This window comes from Streptosporangium sp. NPDC049644 (genome assembly GCF_040675205.1).
Lineage (GTDB): Bacteria > Actinomycetota > Actinomycetes > Streptosporangiales > Streptosporangiaceae > Streptosporangium > Streptosporangium fukuiense.
The window spans coordinates 68,696-84,142 of record NZ_JBFAOJ010000003.1; the positions used below are offsets into that span (position 1 = coordinate 68,696).

Consider the following 15,447-nt stretch of genomic DNA (forward strand, 5'->3'; position numbering starts at 1 on the left):
CATGAGTATTACCGCACGGCGCAAGGTCGGTATCGCGAGCGCGATCGTCGGTGTCGCGTCCGCGGGAGTGGCCGCCGGGGCCCTCGCCAAGCGGTACGCCGTCGGCCGCATCAGACTCCGTCCCGACCCGGAGGCGAGCGAGCCGCTCGGCGAGCTTCGGGGCCGTCCCACCACGGTCACCACCTCCGACGGCGTTCCGCTGTACGCCGAGGTGGACGGCCTCCAGGACGCCCCGCTGACCGTGGTGTTCTGCCACGGCTACACGCTCAACCTCGACTCCTGGCACTACCAGCGGCGCGATCTGGGTGAGGCCCACCGCCTGGTCCTGTGGGACCAGCGCTCCCACGGGCGCTCGCCGCGCATCCCGACGGAGGACTGCTCGATCGACCGGCTCGGCGACGACCTCGCCGAGATCGTCGAGGCGCTGGTGCCGGGCCCGTGCGTGCTCGTCGGCCACTCCATGGGCGGTATGACGATCATGGCGCTCGCCGACCGGCACCCCGAGCTGTTCGGCGACAAGATCAAGGGTGTCGCGCTGATCTCCACCTCCCCCGGCAAGCTCGGCGAGATCTCCCTCGGCCTGCCCGCGCTGCTGTCCAAGGCGGTGCACAAGGTCACGCCGGGCACGGTGTCGATCCTGAGGCGCGGTGGCGCGCTGGTCGACAAGAGCCGCCAGGTCGGCAATGACGTGGCCTTCCTGGCCCTGCGCCACCTGGGCTTCGGCGATTCCCAGAACGTCAGTCCCACGGTCGTCGACTTCGTCGAGTCGATGATCCGTTCCACCCCTTTCGAGGTGATCGCCGAGTTCTACCCGGCGCTGATGTCGCATGACAAGCTGAGCGCGCTGGGTGTGCTGGACGAGGTGCCCACCTCCATCATGGTCGGCGACAAGGACTGGCTCACCCCCGTCGAGCACAGCAAGGCGATGGCGGCGGCACTGCCGAGCGCCCGGTTCACCGAGATCCCGGAGAGCTCGCACCTGGTCCAGCTGGAGCGGCCGGCGCTCGTCAACAACGCGCTGCACGACCTGCTCAAGCGGGCGATCGCCGACACCGACGCGGGCGACGAGAACCGATGAGCCCGGACACGGGCAGGAGTGGTGACGGGAGTGACGCACCGGTGAGAGTCGTGGCGACCGCCGAGGAGATGCGGGAACTGGGCCGGAGGCTGGCCGGGCTGTTGCGGCCGGGGGACCTGGCGGTGCTGTCGGGCCCGCTCGGCGCGGGCAAGACGACCCTGGTGCAGGGCATCGCCGAGGGGCTCAAGGTGCGCGGGCCGATCACCTCGCCGACCTTCGTCATCGCCCGGGTGCATCCCTCGCTCTCCGGGGGTCCGGCGCTGGTCCACGTCGACGCCTACCGCCTCGGCGGGGACCTGGAGGTCGACGACCTCGACCTGGACGCCTCGCTGGAGGAGTCGGTGACCGTGGTCGAGTGGGGCGAGGGCCTGGTGGAGGGGCTCGCCGAGGACCGGCTGGAGATCCTCATCGGCAGGGGCGCGTCCGGCGAGCCGGGTGAGGAACGGACCGTGACCCTCCGCGGGATCGGACCCCGCTGGGAAGGTGTCATCTGATTTCCCCACGGGGGCCGGGAAATCCTGACAGGCTGGTACCCCGCCCCATTGGTCTAGATCGTCGGGCGCGTTGATCGACTCTGGCGGGTTTGCCCATGTTTAATGGGGAACAGGTGGGACATCGTGCCGGGCGAGGGTCGTCGGCCGGAGGGCGAAGTGGAGTTCGACGGTGCCAAGCGTCAAGCGTGTCGCGGTTGCGGGAGCCATCGTCCTTTTCGGGATGGCCGGGCTGGTCGGGTGTTCGGCGGAGGCCAACTCGGGCAGCCCGACGAGTACGCCCACCTCCGCCCCGCCTGATTCCGGCATCAGCCGGCAGGACATCGAGGTCCAGCTCCAACCGGCCCGCGCCAAGGCCGGGCAGAAGGTGTGGGTCCTGGCGAACTGCCCGATCCCGCAGGGCGGCCCCGAGCACCGCGGCACCGCGTCTTCCCGGATCTTCCGCACCCCGGTGACCCTCGACCCGATCCTCGCGACGCCCACGCCGGCCCCGGCGAACACCGCCAGCCCGACGCCGCGCCCGTGGGTCCGCGGTCAGGCCACCGTCGCCGACGGCGTGGCCGCCGGTGTCTACGAGGTCAACGCCAGGTGCGAGGGGACCAACGACACGGGCAAGACCAACCTCAGGATCGTGGCCGACACCGAGCCGAGCTCCAGCCCGACGTCCAAGCCCACCTCCAAGCCGACCAGGACGATCATCAGCACCGAGGCGCCGGGCACGGGCGGCGGCGGCACCGCGGCGGGAGGCCCCGCCGACTCGGGCGGGCCGATCGGCACGACGGGCGTCCTGCTCGCCCTCGCCCTGGCGGGCGGCATCGGCATCGCGGTCGTGCGTCGCCGCCGCTCGTAGTCCCCGATGGCCGATTCCACCCGCTGGTCCAGGATCGTCCTGGCCGGAGTCGTCACCGGCGCCGTCATGGTCGCGCTCAACAGCAGGGGCGGCGGCGAGGAGAAGCCGCCGGCCCGGGCCTCGGTCGTGCCCAGCCGCATCGACATCCCGTCCCTGGGCATCAAGGCGCCCCTGATGAAGCTCGGCGTGAAGGACGGCCGGATCGAACTGCCGCCGTACGAGAAGCCGGACAGCGCGGGCTGGGTCAAGGACAGCGCGGTCCCCGGGGACGAGGGTTCCGCGGTGATCCTCGGGCACGTGGACACCAAGACCGCGCCCGCCGTCTTCTACAAGCTCAAGGAGATGCGGGAGGGACAGGTCATCAAGGTGGTGCGCAGCGACGGCAAGGTCGCCCAGTACCGGGTGGACACGATCGAGCAGATCAGCAAGAGCCGGTTCCCCGCCGACAAGGTCTACCTTGAGGACGGCCTGCGGCTAATCACCTGCGGCGGGACCTTCGACTGGGACAACCACGAGTACCGCGACAACCTCATCGTCTACGCCACCCTGGTCAAGACCTGAGCCCACCTGCCCGAGGCCCGTGCGGGGAGTGGCGGGCGGGCTCCCGCCCGCGTTCCCCCGCGCCTCACAGGGGTGGCGCTCCTGAGCCCTCCCCGGAAGGACTAGGCTAACTGTTCGTGCTGGTCCTGGCCTTTGACACCGCAACCCCCGCCGTCACAGCAGCGCTGCACGACGGTGCGAGGGTCCTCGCCGAGTCGACGACGGTAGACGCGCGCCGCCACGGCGAGCTGCTCGTACCCACGATCGAGACGGTCCTGAGCGAGGCCGGAGCCTCGCTCCGCGACGTCACCGCGGTCGTCGCGGGCTCCGGCCCCGGCCCCTACACCGGGCTCCGGGTCGGCCTGATGACCGCCCAGGCCCTCGCGACGTCACTGGGCGTCCCGGCGTACGGCGTGTGCACGCTCGACGCGCTCGCCTACGGCAGCGGGCTGACCGAGCCGTTCCTGGTGGCCACCGACGCCCGGCGCAAGGAGGTGTTCTGGGGGCACTACCAGGAGATGCGCACCCGGCTGTCCGGCCCCGCGGTGGACCGGCCCCAGGACCTGCCGGGGGAGCTCCCGCTGGTCGGCGCGGGCGCGCGGATGTACGCCGAGGTCGTCGGGGCCTCCCGGCTGCTGGACGCGCCGGAGTATCCCCACGCGGGCGCGCTGGCGGCGCTGGCCGCCGAGCAGCTCGGCGAGCCGGACGTCGACACGGTCGTCGAGAGCGGCACCCACCCCGTGCTCGGCCTGCCCCACCCGATCTACCTGCGCCGTCCCGACGCCCGGGTGCCCTCGGCGCCCAAGAAGGTCTCCGCATGACGACGGTGCTCCGTCAGATGACCTTCGACGACCTGCCCGCGGTCATGGAGATCGAGCGCAGGACCTTTCCCGCCGACGCCTGGAGCGAGGGCATGCTCCGCGGCGAACTCGACGACCAGCCGAGGACCAGGCACTACGTGGTGGCCCTGGCCGAGGAGGCGATCGTCGGCTACGCGGGCCTCGCCGCGGCGGGGGACCAGGCCGACGTGCAGACCATCGCGGTCCTGGCCGAGTGGCGCCGGAGCGGCATCGGCGGCGCCCTGCTGACCGAGTTGCTGACCGAGGCCGAGCGCAGGGGCGCGGTCTCGGTCTTCCTTGAGGTGCGCGCCGACAACCCGGGCGCGCAGGCGGTCTACGACAGGTTCGGGTTCGAGCGGATCGGCATGCGCCTCCGCTACTACGAGGACGGCACCGACGCGATCATGATGAGAAAGGATCTCCATGCGTGACGAACCGGTGGTCCTGGGCATCGAGACCTCCTGTGACGAGACGGGGGTGGGAATCGTCCGGGGGCACACCATGCTGGCCAACGCCATCGCCTCCAGCGTCGAGCAGCACGCCCGTTTCGGCGGGGTGGTGCCCGAGGTCGCCTCCAGGGCGCACCTGGAGGCGATGGCCCCGACCGTCGAGCGGGCACTGGAACGGGCGGGCCTGCGCCTCGCGGACATCGACGCGATCGCGGTCACCGCCGGGCCGGGGCTGTCCGGTGCGCTGCTCGTCGGCGTCGCCGCCGCCAAGGCGTACTCGCTGGGTCTGGGCGTCCCGCTGTACGGCGTCAACCACCTGGCGGCCCATGTCGCGGTGGATCAGCTGGAGCACGGAGCCCTGCCCAAGCCGTGTATCGCCATGCTGGTCTCCGGTGGGCACTCGTCCCTGCTGCTGGTGCCCGACGTGGCGAGGGAGGTCGTCTCGCTGGGGTCCACCGTGGACGACGCCGCGGGCGAGGCGTTCGACAAGGTGGCCAGGGTGCTCGGCCTGCCCTTCCCCGGCGGGCCGCACATCGACAGGGTGGCCCGCGACGGCTCCGGCGCGGCCATCGCGTTCCCGCGCGGCAAGTACGACGACGGGACGCTCGACTTCTCCTTCTCCGGCCTGAAGACCGCCGTGGCCCGGTGGGTGGAGGCCAGGGAGAAGACGGGCGAGTCGATCCACGTGCCCGACGTGGCGGCGTCCTTCCAGGAGGCCGTCGTCGACGTGCTGACCCGCAAGGCCCTGCGGGCGTGTGCCGAGTACGGCGTCGGTGACCTGCTGATCGGTGGCGGGGTGGCGGCCAACTCCCGGCTGAGGGCGATGGCGCAGGAGCGCTGCGAGGCGGCCGGGGTCCGGCTCCGGGTCCCCAGTCCCGGGCTGTGCACGGACAACGGTGCCATGGTGGCGGCGCTGGGCTCCGATCTGGTGGCGGCAGGTGTCGAACCGTCGCCGCTGGACATCCCCGCCGACTCCTCGCTGCCCGTCACCACGGTTCACGTGTGACGGGCTCACGGCCGTCGAGGGGCCCTTCGAGGCGCTGTCCCGGGCCGCCGCGCCCCCGTGGGCGGCGGCTGTACGGGGGGCCCTTCGAGGCGCTGTCGCACCGCTCCTACGCGGAGTGCAGAGCCAGCACCGGGTAGTCGGTGTAGCCGCGGTGGTCGCCGCCGAAGGCCGAGTTGAAATCGGCCTGGTTGAGCTCGGCGCCGAGACGGAGGCGGACCGGCAGGTCGGGATTGGCCAGGAACGACGCGCCCAGCGAGACCAGGTCGGCGCCGCGCTCCAGCGAGTGCGAGACCCTGGCGGCCGGGTCGCCTATCGACGCGTCGTTGACGATGAGGGCGTTCGGCCAGGACTTGCGGATCTCCAGGCTGAGGTCGTCCGAACCGTTCAGCCCCAGGTGCAGGTAGGCCAGGTCGAGATCGGCGAGCTTGGAGACCAGCGCCGGGTAGACCTCGTGCCGGTCCTCCTCGACCAGGTCACCCGCCCCGTTGCCGGGCGAGAGCCGGATGCCGACCCGGGACGGGCCGATCCGGTCGGCGGCCGCCCGCGCGGTCTCCACGGCGAAGCGGATCCTGTTGTCCACCGAGCCGCCGAAGCGGTCCTCGCGCAGGTTGGCGTTCTGCGACAGGAACTGGTGGATGAGATAGCCGTTGGCGCCGTGCAGCTCGACCCCGTCGAAGCCCGCGTCCACGGCGCGGGCGGCGGCGTCCGCGAAGTCCTGGATGGTCGTCTCCGCCTCGGCGGTGGTCAGCTCCCGGGGGGTGGGGTGGTCCTGCAGGCCGCTGGGCGTGAAGATCTGCCCCGCGGGCCGCACCACGGACGGCCCGACGGGCAGCGCGCCGGTGTTGTCGGGGTGGCCGATCCGGCCGGAGTGCATGATCTGGGCGAAGATCCTGCCGCCCGCCGCGTGGACGGCGTCGGTGACCTCCCGCCATCCCGCCACCTGTTCGTCGGTGTGCAGTCCCGGGGTGTCCATGTACCCCTTTCCGGCCTGGCTGGGTTGCACCCCCTCGGTGATGATCAGGCCCGCGGAGGCTCGCTGGGCGTAGTAGAGGGCGGTCAGCGACGAGGGGATCCCGTCGAGGTAGGACCGCGAGCGGGTCATGGGTGCCATGACCAGGCGGTTGGGCAACTGGAGGCCGGCCAGCGTGAACGGTGAGAACGGCATGACGATCCCTTTCTTGGCTGGCCAATTTGGCTAGCCAATAAGCAGTTCTACAACTTGGTCGGCCAACATGCAAGCGATAGTCTCGGAGAGGACGGAAGGACCTGAACATGGCGGAGCCGCTGTTCGACGAGAGGTGCGAAGCGACCAGGGAGTGCGGTGAGTACGACGCCGACCTCAACTGCCTGATGGCCTACGCCGCCCGGGGGCACCGGGTCCTGCTCGCCAGCCTCCTCGGGGAGATCGATCTCTACCCCGGTCAGGAGCGCGTGCTGGGCGCCCTGTGGGACAACGGCCCCCAGTCGCAGAACGCGCTGGCGAAGATCGTCGGCATCGACGTGTCCACCATGACCAAGACCCTGCAGCGCCTGGAGCGCAGCGGCTTCGTCAGCCGCAGGCCCGACCCGGCCAACCGGCGGATCAGCATCGTCGAGATCACCCCCAGGGGGCACGCGCTCCGCCCCGAGGTGGACCGGGTCCTCGCCGAGATGCACCGCCGGATGACCCGGGGGCTGACGGAGGAGCAGACGGAGGAGCTGACCTCCCTGCTCGGCGTGGTCAGGGGCAACCTGTGCCGCGAGGCGGGTGCGGGAGGCCCGGCCGGGGACCAGGCCCTCGACGCCGCCGGGACCTGCTGACGGCACCCGTACCGATCGGCGAGGAGCGGATCCGGACCGGTCGGGCGTGTGGGTCCTCGCCGGGAACGGTCAGTCCCTGGTGGGACGGAGCAGTGCCTCGGCCAGGGCCAGCATGGTCTCCTCCAGGGCGCCCAGCCGGCGGGTGAGGTCCGCGTGCGCGGGCTCCACGGTCTCGTTCAGGGCGTCGGAGAGCTGGTCGCGGTCGGGCTGGGCGCGGAGCATCTCGGCCAGCGGTGTCAGCGCGGCCTCGGCCCGGATGACGCGCTCGTCCAGGGAGTCGAAGCGCTCGCGCTGCTCGTCGGTCTGGGCGCCGATGAGCGCGCTGACGCCGGTACCGACGCCGAGGACGGAGGGCAGCGCCTCAAGGCGCTCGTCCAGGCTCTCCAGGCGCTCGCCGGACTTCTCCGCGCGGCCGTCCAGGGTGGACAGGCGGGAGTCGATGACGTCCATCCGGCCGGTGAGGCGGCCCTCGATGTCGTCGAGGCGCTCGTCGAGGGTGTCGAAACGGCCGCCCGCCGCCATGCGATGGCCGGTCAGCCGGTCGACGCGGCTCTCCACGGCTGCGGCGCGCTCGTCGATCCTGGGCACCACCAGATCGACCCCGGCCCCCACCCGCTCGACCCTGCCGTTGACCTGTTCGACGGCGGCGAGCACCCGGTCGGCGGCCGTGCCGACCGCCTGCTGGACGCTCGCGGACAGGCCGAGCATCCCCGCCTCGATGCGCCCGGCACGCTGGGAGAGGTCGGCCAGAGCCCTGTCCAGGCGGCCGAACCGGTGCGCCGCGATGCCCATGTCGGCCTGGAGCCGGCCGAGGTGCTCGGCCAGCTGCCGCACCTGCTCGTCGATGCCCTGGGTGCCGTCGGAGATCGCCCGGAGGCGGGTGAGCGCCTCGTCCACGCTCTCGCCCACGGTGCCCAGATCGGTCCACAGGCTCGGCAGCTCGCCCAGGGGGGTGACCCGGTCGCGGACGGCGTCGACCCGCCTGCCGAAGGACTCGACCCGCTCGCCGACGGCGTCGACGTGGTCGCGGACCGCCTCGACGTGCTGGGCCAGGCCCTCGGCCCAGGAGGGCGGGCGGGCGGCGATGTCGTCCAGGCGCCCGTTGACGGATTCGAGCGTGCCGTTCAGCCCGCCGATCTCGCGCTCCCTGACCTCGCGCAGCAGCCACTCCATGCCCTCCAGGCGCTGCCGGATCTCGTCGAGCACGGCGCCCTGGGTCCGCTGCTCGTAGACGTGGTCCTGAGCCGCCCGGGCGAGTAGCTCACGCATCCGGTCGGAGATGGCGGTCTGACTGCCCGTCTGGAGCAGGGTGTGGTCAGAGTGATCCACCGAGAGCTCCTTCGCTCGCCGACGCTCAGCCGCGCGGTTGGATTGGGTCGGTTCTGCCGATGAACGGGATGAAATCGGAGGCGAGAGAGAACTCCCGCCCGGCAACCTTAGCCTCTGGATCAAGGTTTTCCGGGGGCGAGGTTAAAAGACAGGAATTGTCGGTTTGCTGGAATAATCAACCATTTTGGCTGGTCAGCTGGGGCTGCATATGAAAGCAAATGGCCTGTCACCTATTCGGGTGAGAATGACCGTCGCGGATTCACTCCCGGGCAGCCGGAGATCTTTCCTGAGACGGTCGACGTCCACCGCGGAGCCACGTTTCTTGATCGTCACATTGCCGGCCCCGCGCTCGCGGAGCGCCGCCCGCAGCCGCTTGAGCGAGAACGGCAGCGTCTCGTGGACCTCGTACCGGGACGCCCACGGCGTCGGCGCCGCGACGTCGCCGGTGATGTAGGCGATCTGCGGGTCGAGCAGGCGCCCGCCGACCGACGCGGCGATCTCGGCGACCAGGTGGGCGCGGATCGCCGCGCCGTCAGGCTCGTAGATGTAGCGGCCCGCCGGGCCGGTGCCGGGGTCGCCGAGGGTGGGGTCGGGCGTCATCGTGACGCCCGACGGCAGGATCGTGGCCCTGCGCGCCGTCTCGCCCGCCAGCGTGCCGCACCAGATCACGGCCTCCTTGACGTCGCCCCGGTAGGAGACCCACTCGGCCTCCGCGCCGGCGGGGACGAACTCGTAGGGGATCCCGGGGGCGACCTTCAGGCAGGCGGCCCCGGCCCTGGCCACCATCTCCAGTACGGCGGGCCAGGCGGGCGAGTAGGCCATCGGGTCGAAGGTCCTGCCCCGCGCCGTACGGCGCGCGGGGTCGGCGAACAGGACGTCGAAGGCGGCCGGGTCCAGGGCGGAGGCGTCGGCGGCGCGGACCGAGACCCGGTCGCCGAAGCCCAGGGCGTCGGCGTTGGCCGCCGCGATCGCGGCGGTGAGCGGATCGGCGTCGACCGCCTCGACGACGCATCCGGCCCTGGCCAGGGCGAGGAGGTCTCCGCCGATACCGCAGCAGACGTCGGCGACCCGGGAACCCGCGGGGACGCGCCGCGCCCGGTGGTCGGCCACCTCGCGGCGGGTGGCCTGCTCCAGGCCGGGCCGGGTGAAGTACATGAGATCGGCGTCGGCGCCGAACTTCTCCCTCGCGCGCAGCCGGAGTTCGGCCTGGGTGAGCGCCGCCGAGGTCAGGTCCGCGTCGTAGATCTTTCTTAACCTTGTCACCGCCGCCACCGGGTCGTCGCCGATGGCCTCGGCCGCCGCGCCCAGCGCCTCCTGGCCGCGCGGGGTCAGGAGTTCGCGGAATGCGTCGAGATTCACACCACCCGACGCTACCGCCTCCACCGTGGGGCTTCGCGAGGGGCTTCCACCTGGTTTGACGTTCGCCCGAAGCGCAGACGGGCGCTCCGTGTTGACTGTCAAGCCCTCCTTGCATACTGTTCCGTATTGGCACTCTCCCGGTGAGAGTGCCAAATACATGCGACGAGGCAGGTCTGACACCCGCGACGGCAGACCGCTGGTCGCCTCTTCTAGATCATTCAAATCTGAAGGGGAGGTCCGACGTGACGACCGCCACCAAGGTTCCCGTTAAGCCGCTTGGCGACCGCATTGTGGTCCAGCCGCTTGAGGCCGAGCAGACCACCGCTTCCGGTCTGGTCATCCCGGACACCGCCAAGGAGAAGCCGCAGGAGGGCAAGGTCCTCGCGGTGGGTCCGGGCAACTGGGACGACGAGGGCGAGAAGCGGATTCCGCTCGACGTCAAGGAGGGCGACGTGGTCCTCTACAGCAAGTACGGCGGCACCGAGGTGAAGTACAACGGCGAGGAGTACCTCGTGCTCTCCGCCCGTGACGTGCTCGCCATCATCGAGAAGTAGTTCTCGCTTCACAAAGATGACGTATCGAGCCCCGGGTCGCGAGAGCGCCCGGGGCTTTGATGCGCCGACGTACTTACAGAGAGGACTGTCATGCCGAAGATCCTGTCGTTCGAGGAGGACGCACGCCGAGCTCTCGAGCGCGGCGTGAACGCTCTCGCGGACGCGGTCAAGGTGACGCTGGGCCCGCGTGGCCGCAATGTCGTCATCGACAAGAAGTTCGGTGCGCCGACCATCACCAACGACGGTGTCACCATCGCCCGCGAGGTCGAGCTGGAGACGCCGTACGAGAACCTCGGCGCGCAGCTGGCCAAGGAAGTGGCGACCAAGACCAACGACGTCGCCGGTGACGGCACCACCACCGCGACCGTCCTGGCCCAGGCCATGGTCCGCGAGGGCCTGCGCAACGTGGCCGCCGGAGCCCAGCCGCTCTCCCTCAAGCGCGGCATCGACGTCGCGGCCAAGACCGTCAGCGACAGGCTGATCGAGTCGGCGCGCCCGGTCGAGGACAAGAAGGAGATCGCGAATGTGGCGACGATCTCCGCGCAGGACGCCAAGATCGGTGAGCTGATCGCCGAGGCGTTCGACAAGGTGGGCAAGGACGGTGTCATCACCGTCGAAGAGTCCAACAGCATGGGCCTGGAGCTCGAGTTCACCGAGGGCCTCCAGTTCGACAAGGGCTACCTGTCGCCCTACATGGTGACCGACCAGGAGCGCATGGAGGCGGTCCTGGAGGACCCCTACATCCTGATCACCCAGAACAAGATCTCCTCTGTCGCCGACTTCCTGCCGCTGCTGGAGAAGATCGCGCAGACGAAGAAGGCCCTGCTGGTCATCGCCGAGGACGTCGAGGGCGAGGCCCTCGCGGTGCTCGTCACGAACAAGATCCGTGGCACCTTCACCTCGGTCGCCGTCAAGGCGCCGGGCTTCGGTGACCGCCGCAAGGCCATGCTGCAGGACATCGCCATCCTCACCGGTGGTCAGGTGGTCAGCGAGGAGATCGGCCTCAAGCTGGAGCACGTCGGCCTGGAGGTGCTGGGCACCGCCCGGCGCGTCGTCATCACCAAGGACTCCACCACCGTCGTCGACGGTGCCGGCGAGGCCTCGGCGATCGCCGACCGGGTCAAGGAGATCAAGCTCGCCATCGAGCAGTCCGACTCCGACTGGGACCGCGAGAAGCTCCAGGAGCGTCTCGCCAAGCTCTCCGGCGGTGTCTGCGTGCTGAAGGTCGGCGCGGCCACCGAGGTGGAGCTGAAGGAGAAGAAGCACCGCCTGGAGGACGCCATCTCGGCGACCCGCGCGGCGATCGAGGAGGGCATCGTCTCCGGCGGTGGCTCCGCGCTCGTGCACGTCTCCAAGGTCCTCGACGACCTGGGCCTGACCGGCGACGAGGCGACCGGTGTCGCCATCGTCCGCAAGGCGCTCGTCGAGCCGGCCCGCTGGATCGCGGAGAACGCCGGCCTCGAGGGCTACGTCGTGACCTCCAAGGTCTCCGACCTGCCCGTCGGCCACGGCCTCAACGCCGCCAGCGGCGAGTACGGCGACCTGATCGCCCAGGGTGTCATCGACCCGGTCAAGGTCACCCGCTCGGCCGTCCAGAACGCGGCCTCCATCGCCGGCATGCTGCTGACGACCGAGGCGCTCGTGGTGGACAAGCCCGAGGAGGAGGCTCCGGCCGCCGCCGGCCACGGCCACGGCCACGGCCACTGATCTCACCGGTTCCGAACGGCTCGCGTCTCTCCGGAGGCGCGAGCCGTTCGCGTTTTGCGGTAAACCAAATGTGCCCGCGGCGCGTCATGGCGCGTCACCGGTAAGGGCAAACGCGGTTCCTCCGAATAGTCGATGTATTTGGCAATCGAATGAAATATTCGTACATACCATAGCCGCTGCAGTCACTGTATGATTACGCACCGTTATCTCCGCCTCAATGTGACCAATCCGTAGCCGTTTGCTATGACGACAGGCACTATCAGGGCGGGCATCATGCCTAACGTGACCGAGGGATGCGTCGCCGACGCCAAAAATGGGGTGAGGCTTGCGACGAGGTCCGAAGGGGGCGTCCATAGGGACGATCTCAAGGATCTGACAAGCCTCGCCGTTCAGGGGGATCGCACCGCGATCGAATCTCTGATCGCGCAACTGCGGCCGATGGTCGTCCGTTATTGCCGTGGTCGTCTGGGCCGGGTCTCCGGTCAGTATCACATCGCGGACGACGTGGCCCAGGAAGTATGTATCGCGGTGCTGTCCGCGCTGCCCCGTTACCGTGACATGGGGCGCCCGTTCGCGTCCTTCGTCTTCGGCATCGCGTCGCACAAGGTGGCCGACGCGCTGCGCAGCTCCGTACGGTCCGCCGTGCCCACCCAGGACCTTCCTGACGGGCCCGACGAGGGGCCGGGGCCGGAGGAGACCGTGGTGCGCTACATCGAGGCCGAACACGCGCGCCGGCTGTTGTCCAGGCTGCCGGACAACCAGCGCGAGCTCCTCATGCTCCGAGTGGTGTCGGGCCTTTCCGCCGAGGAGACCGGTAATGTACTCGGTATGTCACCAGGTGCGGTCCGGGTCGCCCAGCACAGGGCGCTGGCCCGGCTACGAGCGATGGCGGAGCTGGAGTCGATAGCTTGACCGCCGAGCCGTCGAGCAGGGGCCGCGAGGAGCCGCCCGAACCGCGGGACGGGGCTCGCGACGACCCGGAGCGAGAACGATCATGACAACGGTTCACCCGCGACGTCCGGCTCGAAGGTATGGGCCGGACGAGGATCCGGCCGTGGCCGAGACCGACGCCCTCGTGGAGGCGCTCTCGGGCAGGACGCCCGTCTCCACGTCGGACGCCGCGATCGCCCTGCTGGCCGCCTTGATCGACGACGTGGATCAGCGGTGTTCCTCGGTGTCGATCACGCCGTCCGGATGACCTCGGGCGTGTTCGCGGCGCACGGTGGGCGGGCCGGGGCGACCGGCGACGTGGGTCAGTGGTGTTCTTCGGTGTCGATCACGCCGTCCACGTAGCCCCGGGCGTACTCCCAGCTCACATAGTCGGTGGGGTTGGGCTGGTAGGCGGGCTCGTGCACCTGGGGCTGGCCGTTTTCGATCATCTGGCGCAGGTTGCCGCGCAGCAACTCCCAGTCGAAGTAGTGCTGCTCCCCGCATTCGGGGCAGTCGAGCACCAGACCGAGCACACCCTGGGGCTCCAGCAGTGAGCGGAAAACCTCCACGTCGGCGAGGTCGGTCATGGCCTCGTCGCGCTCGTCCGTGGTCAGCGGCTCGGGATCGTCGGGATCGCCCAGCGCCGCCGCCGGGTCGTCGGGGTCATCCGCGAACGGGTCGCGAGGGACATCGTCGAGCACGATCCCACCTTATGGCCTGGATGTGACAGACAGGCCCCGAACCGGTACGAGTATGACGGTCCGGGGCGGTACGGGCAGGCGATCGCTGTGGCCGGGAGGTCCTGGACGCGGGAACCTGAAGATCTCCGACCAGTACTGGAAACCCGGCTGCTTCCAGTATGCGACTTCTGTGGGAGATCCGGGCCTCCGGCTTTTCCCCCGGGTCCACCAGGTTTGGCGCCAGACTCTAAACTGTGACCCGGGGGTCGGCGCCTTTCCCCTTCATGAGAGCGCCGCGGCAGGAGGGTTGCAGATGGCCAAGTTCACCGATCGGGGGCTCACGTTCGACGACGTGCTGCTGGTGCCCGCGTATTCGGACCTGCAACCCGGGGAGGCCGAGACCACCACGCGGCTGTCAAGGGGCATCACCCTGCGGATCCCGTTGATCTCCGCGGCGATGGACACGGTGACCGAGGCCCGCATGGCGGTGGCGATGGCGCGCCAGGGCGGCATCGGCATCCTGCACCGCAACCTGTCGATCGAGGACCAGGCCCAGCAGGCCGACCTCGTCAAGCGCTCCGAGGCCGGGATGGTCACCAACCCGATCACCTGCTCTCCCGACGAGACGCTCGCCGACGTCGAGCGCCTCTGCGCCACCTACCGGATCTCCGGCGTGCCGGTGACCGACGCGAGCGGCGTGCTCGTCGGCATCGTCACCAACCGTGACATGCGCTTCGAGAGCGACCACAGCCGTCCGGTGCGCGAGGTCATGACCCCGATGCCGCTGGTCACCGCGCCGGTCGGGGTCTCCACCGACGACGCGTTCGACCTGCTCAGGAAGAACAAGATCGAGAAGCTCCCGCTGGTCGACGCCGGGGGGCGGCTGCGCGGGCTGATCACCGTCAAGGACTTCACCAAGAGCGAGAAGTACCCGCTCTCGACCAAGGACGCCAACGGCCGGCTCGTCGTGGGGGCGGCCGTCGGTGTCGGCGGTGACGCGGACAAGCGGGCGAGCGCGCTGATCGAGGCCGGGGTCGACGTGATCGTGGTGGACGTCGCGCACGGCCACTCCAAGGGCCTCGCCGACATGATCGCCAAGATCAAGGCCAACAGCAGGGTCGACGTGATCGGCGGCAACATCGCCACCCGCGGGGGTGCCCAGATGCTGGTCGACGCCGGGGTCGACGCGGTCAAGGTCGGTGTCGGGCCCGGCTCCATCTGCACCACCCGGGTGGTCGCCGGCGTCGGAGCCCCGCAGGTGACGGCCATCCACGAGGCGTCCCTCGCCGCCGGCCCCGCGGGGGTTCCGGTGATCGGCGACGGCGGCCTGCAGTATTCGGGCGACATCGTCAAGGCCATCGCGGCCGGGGCCGACTCGGTCATGCTCGGATCGCTCCTGGCGGGCTGCGAGGAGTCCCCGGGCGAACTGATCTTCATTAACGGCAAGCAGTTCAAGTCGTACCGGGGGATGGGCTCGCTCGGTGCGGTCCGCAACCGTGAGCGCGGCGGCGCCTCGTTCAGCAAGGACCGCTACGCCCAGGCCGATGTCGGCACCGAGGACAAGTTCATCCCCGAGGGCATCGAGGGACAGGTCCCCTACCGTGGCCCGGTCGCCGCGGTGGCCCACCAGCTCGTCGGCGGCCTGCGCCAGGGCATGTGGTACTCCGGATGCCGCACGATCCCCGAGATGCACGTACGGTGCGAGCTGATGCCGATCACGTCGGCGGGCCTCAAGGAGAGCCACCCGCACGACATCCAGATGACGGTCGAGGCCCCCAACTACCACGGTCGCTAGAGCGGCGCGCAGCGCGCACGCCGTGAAAGCGTGGCGTGCG

17 protein-coding genes are annotated in these 15,447 nt (G+C 70.2%); 13 read left to right on the plus strand and 4 right to left on the minus strand.

Annotated elements, in window-relative coordinates; translation table 11 throughout:
* Position 1: 1 nt before the first annotated feature.
* The 7 genes from AB0J58_RS02405 to tsaD all read left to right on the plus strand — a co-directional run bounded on the left by AB0J58_RS02405 (position 2) and on the right by tsaD (position 5,253).
* Positions 2-1,078, plus strand: a complete 1,077-nt coding sequence (locus AB0J58_RS02405) for an alpha/beta hydrolase (RefSeq protein ID WP_364209122.1) — start codon at positions 2-4, stop codon at positions 1,076-1,078.
* Positions 1,075-1,572 (plus strand): tRNA (adenosine(37)-N6)-threonylcarbamoyltransferase complex ATPase subunit type 1 TsaE, encoded by a 498-nt coding sequence (gene tsaE / locus AB0J58_RS02410; RefSeq protein WP_343968253.1) that lies wholly within the window; start codon positions 1,075-1,077, stop codon positions 1,570-1,572. The genes AB0J58_RS02405 and tsaE overlap by 4 nt, the downstream gene beginning before the upstream one ends.
* A 169-nt stretch (positions 1,573-1,741) precedes the next feature.
* Positions 1,742-2,419 carry a hypothetical protein gene (locus AB0J58_RS02415; RefSeq protein WP_364146952.1) on the plus strand — a complete coding sequence of 226 codons (678 nt, stop codon included), beginning with the start codon at positions 1,742-1,744 and terminating at the stop codon, positions 2,417-2,419.
* Positions 2,420-2,425: 6 nt separating this feature from the next.
* A complete protein-coding gene (locus AB0J58_RS02420; protein WP_364209125.1) occupies positions 2,426-2,980 on the plus strand; it encodes a class F sortase in 555 nt (184 codons plus the stop codon).
* A gap of 116 nt (positions 2,981-3,096) precedes the next feature.
* Positions 3,097-3,780: a tRNA (adenosine(37)-N6)-threonylcarbamoyltransferase complex dimerization subunit type 1 TsaB gene (gene tsaB, locus AB0J58_RS02425; protein WP_343968246.1), complete on the plus strand. Its 684-nt coding sequence runs from the start codon at positions 3,097-3,099 to the stop codon at positions 3,778-3,780.
* Positions 3,777-4,229 carry a ribosomal protein S18-alanine N-acetyltransferase gene (gene rimI / locus AB0J58_RS02430; RefSeq protein WP_030912820.1) on the plus strand — a complete coding sequence of 151 codons (453 nt, stop codon included), beginning with the start codon at positions 3,777-3,779 and terminating at the stop codon, positions 4,227-4,229. Before tsaB ends, rimI begins: the two co-directional genes overlap by 4 nt.
* Positions 4,222-5,253, plus strand: coding sequence for a tRNA (adenosine(37)-N6)-threonylcarbamoyltransferase complex transferase subunit TsaD (tsaD, locus tag AB0J58_RS02435; RefSeq protein ID WP_343968241.1), 1,032 nt, complete (start codon positions 4,222-4,224; stop codon positions 5,251-5,253). The genes rimI and tsaD overlap by 8 nt, the downstream gene beginning before the upstream one ends.
* A gap of 106 nt (positions 5,254-5,359) precedes the next feature.
* On the opposite strand, the gene AB0J58_RS02440 is transcribed toward tsaD, so the two are convergent.
* Positions 5,360-6,418, minus strand: a complete 1,059-nt coding sequence (locus tag AB0J58_RS02440) for an alkene reductase (protein ID WP_364209129.1) — start codon at positions 6,416-6,418, stop codon at positions 5,360-5,362.
* Positions 6,419-6,525: 107 nt separating this feature from the next.
* On the opposite strand from AB0J58_RS02440, the gene AB0J58_RS02445 reads away from it, so the two are divergent.
* Positions 6,526-7,053 (plus strand): MarR family transcriptional regulator, encoded by a 528-nt coding sequence (locus tag AB0J58_RS02445; protein WP_364209132.1) that lies wholly within the window; start codon positions 6,526-6,528, stop codon positions 7,051-7,053.
* Between the two features lie 69 nt (positions 7,054-7,122).
* Here the strand turns inward: AB0J58_RS02445 and AB0J58_RS02450 are convergent, their stop codons facing one another.
* Together AB0J58_RS02450 and AB0J58_RS02455 are read right to left on the minus strand one after the other, a co-directional pair.
* Positions 7,123-8,382, minus strand: a complete 1,260-nt coding sequence (locus tag AB0J58_RS02450) for a hypothetical protein (protein ID WP_364209135.1) — start codon at positions 8,380-8,382, stop codon at positions 7,123-7,125.
* A 192-nt stretch (positions 8,383-8,574) separates the two neighbouring features.
* Positions 8,575-9,741, minus strand: a complete 1,167-nt coding sequence (locus AB0J58_RS02455) for a class I SAM-dependent methyltransferase (RefSeq protein ID WP_364209138.1) — start codon at positions 9,739-9,741, stop codon at positions 8,575-8,577.
* A 242-nt stretch (positions 9,742-9,983) separates the two neighbouring features.
* On the opposite strand from AB0J58_RS02455, the gene groES reads away from it, so the two are divergent.
* The 4 genes from groES to AB0J58_RS02475 all read left to right on the plus strand — a co-directional run bounded on the left by groES (position 9,984) and on the right by AB0J58_RS02475 (position 13,200).
* Positions 9,984-10,295: a co-chaperone GroES gene (groES, locus tag AB0J58_RS02460; RefSeq protein ID WP_030912806.1), complete on the plus strand. Its 312-nt coding sequence runs from the start codon at positions 9,984-9,986 to the stop codon at positions 10,293-10,295.
* Positions 10,296-10,385: 90 nt separating this feature from the next.
* Positions 10,386-12,002 (plus strand): chaperonin GroEL, encoded by a 1,617-nt coding sequence (groL, locus tag AB0J58_RS02465; RefSeq protein WP_364209141.1) that lies wholly within the window; start codon positions 10,386-10,388, stop codon positions 12,000-12,002.
* Between the two features lie 273 nt (positions 12,003-12,275).
* Entirely contained in the window at positions 12,276-12,914 is a 639-nt protein-coding gene (locus AB0J58_RS02470; protein ID WP_030912801.1) for a sigma-70 family RNA polymerase sigma factor, read from the plus strand.
* Between the two features lie 142 nt (positions 12,915-13,056).
* Complete coding sequence (locus tag AB0J58_RS02475) at positions 13,057-13,200, plus strand: hypothetical protein (protein WP_364209144.1); 144 nt, start codon at positions 13,057-13,059, stop codon at positions 13,198-13,200.
* A gap of 55 nt (positions 13,201-13,255) precedes the next feature.
* On the opposite strand, the gene AB0J58_RS02480 is transcribed toward AB0J58_RS02475, so the two are convergent.
* On the minus strand, positions 13,256-13,633 hold the full coding sequence (locus tag AB0J58_RS02480; RefSeq protein ID WP_030912798.1) for a DUF5319 family protein: 378 nt from the start codon (positions 13,631-13,633) through the stop codon (positions 13,256-13,258).
* Positions 13,634-13,925: 292 nt separating this feature from the next.
* On the opposite strand from AB0J58_RS02480, the gene guaB reads away from it, so the two are divergent.
* Positions 13,926-15,407, plus strand: coding sequence for an IMP dehydrogenase (guaB, locus tag AB0J58_RS02485; protein WP_364209147.1), 1,482 nt, complete (start codon positions 13,926-13,928; stop codon positions 15,405-15,407).
* Positions 15,408-15,447: the final 40 nt, after the last annotated feature.

What these genes read in the sequence shown, in the direction of transcription:
- guaB (WP_364209147.1), top strand. Translation starts at nt 13,926, where the DNA reads ATGGCCAAGTTCACCGATCGGGGGCTCACGTTCGACGACGTGCTGCTG.
- rimI (WP_030912820.1), top strand. Translation starts at nt 3,777, where the DNA reads ATGACGACGGTGCTCCGTCAGATGACCTTCGACGACCTGCCCGCGGTC.
- groL (WP_364209141.1), top strand. Translation starts at nt 10,386, where the DNA reads ATGCCGAAGATCCTGTCGTTCGAGGAGGACGCACGCCGAGCTCTCGAG.
- tsaE (WP_343968253.1), top strand. Translation starts at nt 1,075, where the DNA reads ATGAGCCCGGACACGGGCAGGAGTGGTGACGGGAGTGACGCACCGGTG.
- tsaD (WP_343968241.1), top strand. Translation starts at nt 4,222, where the DNA reads ATGCGTGACGAACCGGTGGTCCTGGGCATCGAGACCTCCTGTGACGAG.
- AB0J58_RS02405 (WP_364209122.1), top strand. Translation starts at nt 2, where the DNA reads ATGAGTATTACCGCACGGCGCAAGGTCGGTATCGCGAGCGCGATCGTC.
- AB0J58_RS02470 (WP_030912801.1), top strand. Translation starts at nt 12,276, where the DNA reads ATGCCTAACGTGACCGAGGGATGCGTCGCCGACGCCAAAAATGGGGTG.
- AB0J58_RS02420 (WP_364209125.1), top strand. Translation starts at nt 2,426, where the DNA reads ATGGCCGATTCCACCCGCTGGTCCAGGATCGTCCTGGCCGGAGTCGTC.
- AB0J58_RS02440 (WP_364209129.1), bottom strand. Translation starts at nt 6,418, where the DNA reads ATGCCGTTCTCACCGTTCACGCTGGCCGGCCTCCAGTTGCCCAACCGC.
- AB0J58_RS02445 (WP_364209132.1), top strand. Translation starts at nt 6,526, where the DNA reads ATGGCGGAGCCGCTGTTCGACGAGAGGTGCGAAGCGACCAGGGAGTGC.